Genomic DNA, 7,196 nt, shown 5'->3' with positions numbered 1-7,196 from the left:
ACAGCTTCTGGAGGAACCCGACCCCGCGTCGGGCTACCACCACGCCCTGACGTCGATCGACCGACTGATCAAGATCAACAACCCGCCACGCGGCCTTGATCAACAGTTAGTGAAAGACCGAGGTTAGGGCGGTGTAGACGTCGCGGACGATGTAGCGCTTGAGGCAGCGGAGGATCTCTTGGTTGCTGAGGCCTTCGGTGATGCGTCGTTGCTGGTAGGCGCGGGTGCGTGGGTCGTAGCGCAGGCGGCAGAGGGCGATGGGGTGTAGGGCGTGGTTGGCGCCGCGGTCGCCTCCTCGGTAGAGGCGGTGGCGGCGCACCCGTCCGGAGCCGGCGGGGATGGGGTGCGGCGCCGCAGAGGTGGGCCAGTGCTGCTTCTGATCGGAGGCGGTCGGGGTTGTCGCCGGCGGTGGTGAGCAGTTGAGCTGCGACGTCGGTGCCGACGCCGAACAGGGCGCTGGTGCGGGGCGCGGCCTGGCGGACCAGGGGTGCCAGCTGCCGGTCGCGGGTGGTGATCTCCTCGGTCAGGGCGGTGACCCGTCGGGCGAGTCCGGCCAGTGCGGTAGCGGTGGCCTGTTCCGGGTCGTTGAGCCTGGTCGGATCGATGGTGAGGGCGGCGCTGCGGCTGACCAGCACGGCGGCGCTGACCTTGCTCAGCTGTGCGCGCAGGCTCTCGCGGGCGGCGGCGACCAGGCCGCGCCACCACCAAGCCCATCGCACGATTCAAGGTCCGCAAGTCGGAGCCGCCCCGGCAACGACACGCCGCCTCGACGTCCTACCGCCCGAAAATCTCTCCTCCGATCGACTCTCGTGACGCACCCTGATCCCATGGCACCCGGTCAAGCCGTGGACCGGCAACGACGCGGCCCCAACAACCACTGCCACCAGCGGTGGATCAAACAGCGCAACCGCGACACCGCCGACCCGGCCTACCCAGAAGCCTGGTACGACGAGCAATGCGGCGGATGCCGCTTCTGGATCCCCCTCGACGGCGAACTCGGCCACGACTACGGTGCCTGCACGAACCCCGCCTCGAATTTCGACGGACGGGTCCGCTTCGAACACGACGGATGCGCCGCCTTCGCCAACCGCGACGACGGCTCCTTCGGATAACTCAACGCAAGTAAGTTGAAGATCGTCTAGCCGGACGTGTCACCCACGTCCCAAGACTGATCTGTCACGCACGTCCTGAGACCCGACATGAGCGGCTGCCGGCGGTCCGACCTGATCGAGGGCGACTGGATAAGTGATGGCTGGATGGGCCGTGGCCGAAAATCGGATGGCTGAGCATTGCGTCCCGTGAGAGCGTGTGGTCGTGATCGCACTGCCGGACGGCTACACGTGGGCTGAGCCGCTGAATGCGGGCGTGCCCCTCGACCTCGACCGAAGGAAGCACGGCGACCAGTGGATTGACTTCGTCTTCCGGCGACTAGCGGATAGTTCTGGGGCTACCGGGCACCAGATGGCTTCACACGACACCTTCCCTGGCGGGTACATCTGCCAGCCGACTGGAACACGGATACAAAGCGCGCTCTGGCTGCTGTTTCTTGTCGATCAAGGTCCAATCTGCGTCGTTATTGGACGCGATTCGCCGCGCGACGATGATATCGAACCGTGGCGCGATGCAGTGGCGCATGCGCTCGGGCAGATTGGAACGGTCACGGAATTCGGATGGTGGGCAATCATCGGCCCCGACCCGAATTCCTCCGGCGGGGGCATTCGCCTAGTACCGCCGCGAGAAGTCGGTAGTTTGAAGCTGGACGCAGCACCGGACGTCTTCGTTGAAAATGTGCCCGCGCGCTTCAATCTCTTTAGCGCTAGAAGCTGTCGCACCGGTCTCGTGAAGGTTAGGGGAACCTCGACTGGCTACACGTGGGGCGTGGCAGCGGAGGATGCAGCCAGACGACTGCGCCTGCTGTGCGCGATGCTGTCCATCGCCGGAGAATCCTGGGTGCAACGCTGCTCCGTCAACCCATTGATCAATATGAACGAGGCCGGTGAAGCCGAGCCTACGAGCGGCGATGAGATCGAGCTTCCGGTCAAGTCGCCCTGGGATCGCGATGATTTGATCTCGATGGAAGACATCTCCGAGATGACGACCATGGAGACGCCGGACTGGATCGTTTCTCGGTGGGATGCAATTGCAAGCGACGCCGGTCTTCAGGATGTCCTGGTGAACTACCACGAGGGCCTTCTCATGATGCCTGATCATCCGTCGTATGCAGCTTTGGCCTTCGTCGCTGTAATCGAAGCGCTCGGCAACCGGACAGTAGGGAAGCTGCCCCGCTGCGATCAATGCAAGGTGGTTACCGGGAGTGGCCAGCGTTTCCGGCAAGCACTTACGAGGGTTCTCCCAGCAGAGGAAGCCGAATACTTCGGGCGCCGATTCTATGATCGCCGGTCACGGACGGCTCACGAAGGCGTTCTTCACGGGGCCGAACCCATCTTCGGGGCATGGTCACACTGGGGTGGGATTTCGGATAACCAAATTCGCGACTTCGAGATCCTGCTGCGCAATCTCTCTACAGTAGCTCGTCGGCTGCTGCTGCTCGAGGCCGGCCAAGTTGAGGTGCCGAAATCCTCGCTACTGTGGCCGGCTCTCATATCTTCGGGCCTAACAGACCTCGCCTCTCCGGCAGCCGATGGAGGCGAAACACCAACCAGCGGAGATCAGGAACCGGACGTTGATGCTAGGTGCGATAAGCGGCAGTTATAGTTTGGGGCCGCAGGGCTCGGTGGTGCTCCTGTTCACCTCGGCCCGGGGAAAGCTCGTCAACGATCGCTACTGGGCGGAACTCTGGTCGGGCTGACGTGAGGCTGCCGGCTGGCCGAAGGGCGGGACCTTCCACTCCCTGCGCCACTTCTTCGCCACCACGCTGATGAGCAACGGCTTCGAACCACAGGACGTGCAGAAGGCGCTGAGGCACGCCAACCTGCGGATCACCCTGGAGACCTACGTTCACTGGCTGCCGAAAAGGGACCGTTCGCGAGGGGTCGTCGGGCAGCTCCTGCGCCGAGCAGCCCGGCGGGCCCGCAAGCCAAGATCCCCGCTAGTTTGTGCCCTGGTTGTGCCCGATGATCTCTTCCCAGCGTTCCCGCAGCTCAGAGGCGGTAAATGGTGGGCCGCCAGGGACTCGAACCCTGAACCTATGGATTAAAAGTCCACAGCTCTGCCATTGAGCTAGCGGCCCGCACGGCACAGGTTACCCGAAGCCGATCAGCCCGGCGTGCGTCGCGCATCGACCCTCCGACCACGCCCCGACACCGGCACGACGCCGCTTCGGGGCCCTCCGCTGTGTCTGCGGACCGTTACGCTTCGGCAATGTCGAGCTGGCGCCGGCACGGCCTCAAAGCGGAAGCCGCAGTGGTGCCTGCCGTCGCCCTGGTGGCCCTGCTCGGCCTGATCGTGCAGTCGGAGGGCATCGACACCACCGCCGAACTCGTGGCGCTGCTCGTCGTCCTGGCCTCGTCCGCCGCGCTCTACCTGCGCCGGCGACACCCGGTGGCCGTGGGGCTGGTGGCGCTGGCCGCTGTCGCCGCGTACGGGGCTCTGCTGCACCGGCCCGGGCCGATCATGCTGGTGTTCGTCGTGGCGCTGTACACGGTCGTCGACGAGGGGTACCTCGCGGTCGCGGTGGGGCTCGGCCTGGCCTCTGTCGTCTCGTTCGCCGTCGCCGAGAGCTACACCCGGACCGGCGTCAGCGGGAACGGCGCGACGCTGCTGCACGCCGGGTGGCTCGTCGCGGTCATCGTCGGCGTCACCCGTAACCGGCGGGCCTATCTCGCCGAGGTGCAGGCCCGGGTGCTCGCCGCGGAGCAGCGCAAGGAGGAGGAGGCCCGCCACCGGGCCACCGAGGAGCGGCTACGGATCGCCCGCGAGCTGCACGACCTGCTCGGCCATCACCTCTCGCTGATCAGTGTGCAGGCGAGCGCGGCGTTGCACCGGCCCGACCCGGAACGGTCGGCGGAGGCACTCACCGTGATCAAGCAGACGAGCCGGGAGACGCTGCGCGAGCTGCGGGCGGCGCTGGGCGTGCTCCGGCAGGAGAGTACGACGCCGAACCGGCCCGCGCCCGGTCTCGACCGCCTCGACGAGCTGGTCACGGCGGCCGGGCGGCGCGGGCTGACTGTGCGTACCGAGGTGACGGAGGCCGGGCCGCTCCCGCCGGAGGTGGATCTGTCCGCGTACCGGATCGTCCAGGAGGCGCTCACCAACGTGAGCCGTCACGCGGGCGCGACCACGGCGGTGGTCCGGGTCGTGCCGGACGGCGACGAGGTGCTGGTGGAGGTGGCGGACGACGGCGCCGGTCCCGCCGGCCCGCCCGGGAACGGGATCCTCGGCATGGGCGAGCGGGCCCGGGCGCTGGGCGGCTCGCTCACCACCGGGCCAGGCCCGGACGGCGGCTTCCTGGTGCGGGCCCGCCTTCCGCTGCGGCCCGCCCCGCTGCCGGTCCCGGCGCCACGCACGGCACAGGGGGAGACGACATGATCCGGTTGCTGCTCGCCGACGACCAGACTCTGGTACGCGCGGGCTTCCGCTCCATCCTCGACGGCGAGGACGGCATCGAGGTGGTCGGCGAGGCCGCCGACGGCACCACTGCGGTACGGCTGACGCGGGAACTACGGCCGGACGTCGTCCTCATGGACATCCGGATGCCGCTGCTGGACGGGCTGGCCGCTACCCGGGAGATCGTCGCCAGCACCGACGCCCGCGTGATCATCCTGACCACGTTCGACCTGGACGACTACGTCTACGGCGCGCTGCGGGCCGGCGCGAGCGGTTTCCTGGTGAAGGACACCGAGCCGGCGGAGCTGATCCACGGCGTACGGGTGGTGGCGCGGGGCGACGCGTTGATCGCCCCGGCCGTCACCCGCCGGCTGATCGCCGAGTTCGCCGCCCGGACCCGGCACCCCGACCCGGGCCCCCGGCTGAACGCGCTCACCGAGCGGGAGCGGGAGGTGCTCGCCCTGGTCGCCGCCGGCCTGTCGAACGACGAGATCGCGGCCCGGCTGGTGCTGAGCCCGGCCACCGCGAAGACGCACGTCAGCCGGATCATGACCAAGACGCGGGTACGGGACCGGGCCCAGCTGGTGGTGCTCGCATACGAGTCGGGGCTCACCGTCCCCGGCTGGCTCACCGCCTCCTGAGCGAGCCGCCGGGACAGACCGAGCGACCGGGACAGACCGAGGGACGGAACGAGCGGCCGGTCAGGCGGTGCGACGGGAACGGGCCAGCGCCAGCCCGCCCAGCACCGCCCCGATCAGCCCCAACGCCACACCGGCGACCGCACCGGCACGCCCCTGACCGCTGCCGAGTCCTTCGGTGGTCAGCGCCAGATGCCACGCGCTGAGGACCAGGCTGACCAGCCCGGACGCAGCAGCCACCAGGGCCTGGACCCGCCCCTCGCCCGGCCCGCGGCGGGAGCGGCTGAGTGCCAGCCCGCCGACGACCACGCTGGTCAGGCCCACCAGGGCGATGACAGTGGCGCCGGCCCGCCCGGAGCCGCCGATGCCCCCGGCGGCGAGCGAGGTGTGCGCGGCCGGGGCGAACTCTCCGACGACAGTGGTGGCGAGCAGGTGACGGATCGACATTCTGGGACTCCCTCGGGTCGCGGCAAGTGGTGACGGCGGCAGCGTATGGACGCGCATCGCCGCCGGTCGTCGCCCCGGAGTCGTCGATCGGGCTACCACCACGGGAGTACGCGCTGCCCCCGCGTACCCCAGGGGTTGTCGCCGCCAGGCGTGAACGGCGGCGGCCGGGGAACCTGGGCGACCATGCGAGTCACGAGCACCGCCGCCGTGGCGGCGTCCCGCGAGGTGCCGGGCGACGACGGCGTACGCCGGCCCGGCGGTGAGGTGCACGCCTGGCTGCCGGGCCGGAACCAGACGCTCTGCGGGCTGCCGCTGAGCCGGACCCGGCTGCGCCGCTTCCCGCACGTGCCGTTCGACTACTCCGGCACCGACGTACTCACCGACGCTGACCCGGAGGGCTGGCTCTGCCCGCGTTGCCTGGCCGCCACCTCGGGTCGCCGCGATCGGGAGAAGGGCTGGGCGCGGACGAACCCCCGTCCGTGAGCGGTTGCTGCCCGGTTCAGCGGGTACCGCACCCGTCATGCGCATCGTGATCGTGGGGGCGACCGGCAACGTGGGGACGGCAGTGCTGCGCCGGCTGCGGCGGGAGGCGGGCACCGAACTGGTCGGCGTGGCCCGCCGGTTGCCCGGACCGGACGCCGGTGAACCGTACGGCGACGTGGAGTGGCACTCCTGCGACATCGGCGCACCCGGTGCCGCCGACCAACTCGTGCGGATCTTCGCCGGGGCGCGGGCGGTCGTGCACCTGGCCTGGCAGATCCAGCCCAGCCACGACCGCCGCACGCTCCACCGGACCAACGTCGGCGGCAGCCGCGCGGTGATCGAGGCCGCCGTCCGGGTCGGCGTTCCGGCCCTGGTGTACGCCTCATCTGTCGGCACCTACGCGCCCGGCCCGAAGAACCAGCCGGTCAGCGAGAACTGGCCGGCGACCGGTGTGGAGACGTCGTCGTACAGCCGGGACAAGGCGGAGGTGGAGGCACTACTCGACGGCGTGCAGCGGGAGCACCCGAAGCTGCGCGTCGTACGGCTGCGGCCGGGACTGATCTTCCAGCGGGAGGCCGGTACGGAGATCAGTCGGTACTTCCTCGGCCCACTGGCGCCGGTGCGCCTGCTGCGGTACGGCCGGATTCCGCTGGTGCCGTCGAACCGGCGACTCCGGATGCAGGCGGTGCACGCCGACGACGTCGCGGACGCGTACGCCCGGGCGGTCGTGGGTGATGCGAGCGGCGCCTTCAACGTGGCGGCCGACCCGGTGCTGACGCCGGAGCTGGTGGCCCGGCACTTCCACGGCTGGACGTTGCCGGTGGCGGTGCCGGTGCTGCGTGCTGCGGCGGCGCTGACCTGGCGGGCGCGGCTGCAACCGGTCGACACCGGGTGGGTCGACCTGGCGCTGAACGTGCCGTTGATGTCCAGCCACCGTGCCGAGACCGAACTCGGGTGGACTCCTCAGATCGACACGGTGACCGCCCTGAAGGAGTTGTTCGCCGGCATGGCCACTCGTGCCGGGACCGGCTCCCCGCCGCTGTCCCCGGATCCGGCGCTCCCAGGGCGGCCCGCAGCCCTGACCAGAGGCCAACTCCCGGGCCACCCCAACCCCTACTGACC

General features: G+C 69.5%; 7 protein-coding genes, 1 tRNA gene and 2 pseudogenes. 7 read left to right on the top strand and 3 right to left on the bottom strand.

What is annotated here, in order from left to right; translation table 11 throughout:
* Nucleotides 1-106: 106 nt before the first annotated feature.
* Nucleotides 107-443: pseudogene (locus tag ABD52_RS41235) on the bottom strand (transposase); the annotation flags it as partial.
* Between the two features lie 402 nt (nucleotides 444-845).
* Here ABD52_RS41235 and ABD52_RS34910 point away from each other — a divergent pair.
* The 3 genes and pseudogenes from ABD52_RS34910 to ABD52_RS38735 form a co-directional block, all read left to right on the top strand.
* Nucleotides 846-1,112 carry a DUF3027 domain-containing protein gene (locus ABD52_RS34910; protein ID WP_235437650.1) on the top strand — a complete coding sequence of 89 codons (267 nt, stop codon included), beginning with the start codon at nucleotides 846-848 and terminating at the stop codon, nucleotides 1,110-1,112.
* A 202-nt stretch (nucleotides 1,113-1,314) separates the two neighbouring features.
* The gene (locus tag ABD52_RS39540; RefSeq protein WP_152748360.1) at nucleotides 1,315-2,715 is read left to right on the top strand and encodes a hypothetical protein; all 1,401 of its coding nucleotides are present in this window, start codon (nucleotides 1,315-1,317) and stop codon (nucleotides 2,713-2,715) included.
* Between the two features lie 133 nt (nucleotides 2,716-2,848).
* A pseudogene (locus ABD52_RS38735) lies at nucleotides 2,849-3,157 on the top strand (tyrosine-type recombinase/integrase); the annotation flags it as partial.
* On the opposite strand, the gene ABD52_RS34905 reads toward ABD52_RS38735, so the two are convergent.
* Nucleotides 3,116-3,190, bottom strand: a tRNA-Lys gene (locus tag ABD52_RS34905). The pseudogene ABD52_RS38735 and the gene ABD52_RS34905 overlap by 42 nt on opposite strands.
* A 131-nt stretch (nucleotides 3,191-3,321) precedes the next feature.
* Between ABD52_RS34905 and ABD52_RS34900 the strand changes: the two genes are divergently transcribed.
* Together ABD52_RS34900 and ABD52_RS34895 are read left to right on the top strand one after the other, a co-directional pair.
* Nucleotides 3,322-4,488, top strand: coding sequence for a sensor histidine kinase (locus ABD52_RS34900; protein WP_047894543.1), 1,167 nt, complete (start codon nucleotides 3,322-3,324; stop codon nucleotides 4,486-4,488).
* On the top strand, nucleotides 4,485-5,147 hold the full coding sequence (locus ABD52_RS34895) for a response regulator transcription factor (RefSeq protein ID WP_047894542.1): 663 nt from the start codon (nucleotides 4,485-4,487) through the stop codon (nucleotides 5,145-5,147). The genes ABD52_RS34900 and ABD52_RS34895 overlap by 4 nt, the downstream gene beginning before the upstream one ends.
* A 60-nt stretch (nucleotides 5,148-5,207) precedes the next feature.
* Here the strand turns inward: ABD52_RS34895 and ABD52_RS34890 are convergent, their stop codons facing one another.
* Nucleotides 5,208-5,591 (bottom strand): DUF6223 family protein, encoded by a 384-nt coding sequence (locus tag ABD52_RS34890; RefSeq protein WP_047894541.1) that lies wholly within the window; start codon nucleotides 5,589-5,591, stop codon nucleotides 5,208-5,210.
* Between the two features lie 183 nt (nucleotides 5,592-5,774).
* Between ABD52_RS34890 and ABD52_RS34885 the strand changes: the two genes are divergently transcribed.
* On the top strand, nucleotides 5,775-6,074 hold the full coding sequence (locus ABD52_RS34885; protein ID WP_013473493.1) for a hypothetical protein: 300 nt from the start codon (nucleotides 5,775-5,777) through the stop codon (nucleotides 6,072-6,074).
* 37 nt (nucleotides 6,075-6,111) lie between these two features.
* Nucleotides 6,112-7,194: an NAD-dependent epimerase/dehydratase family protein gene (locus ABD52_RS34880; protein WP_047894540.1), complete on the top strand. Its 1,083-nt coding sequence runs from the start codon at nucleotides 6,112-6,114 to the stop codon at nucleotides 7,192-7,194.
* Nucleotides 7,195-7,196: the final 2 nt, after the last annotated feature.

Source organism: Micromonospora sp. RV43, assembly GCF_001029515.1.
Lineage (GTDB): Bacteria > Actinomycetota > Actinomycetes > Mycobacteriales > Micromonosporaceae > Micromonospora > Micromonospora aurantiaca.
This window is presented reverse-complemented; position numbering and strand designations above follow the sequence as displayed.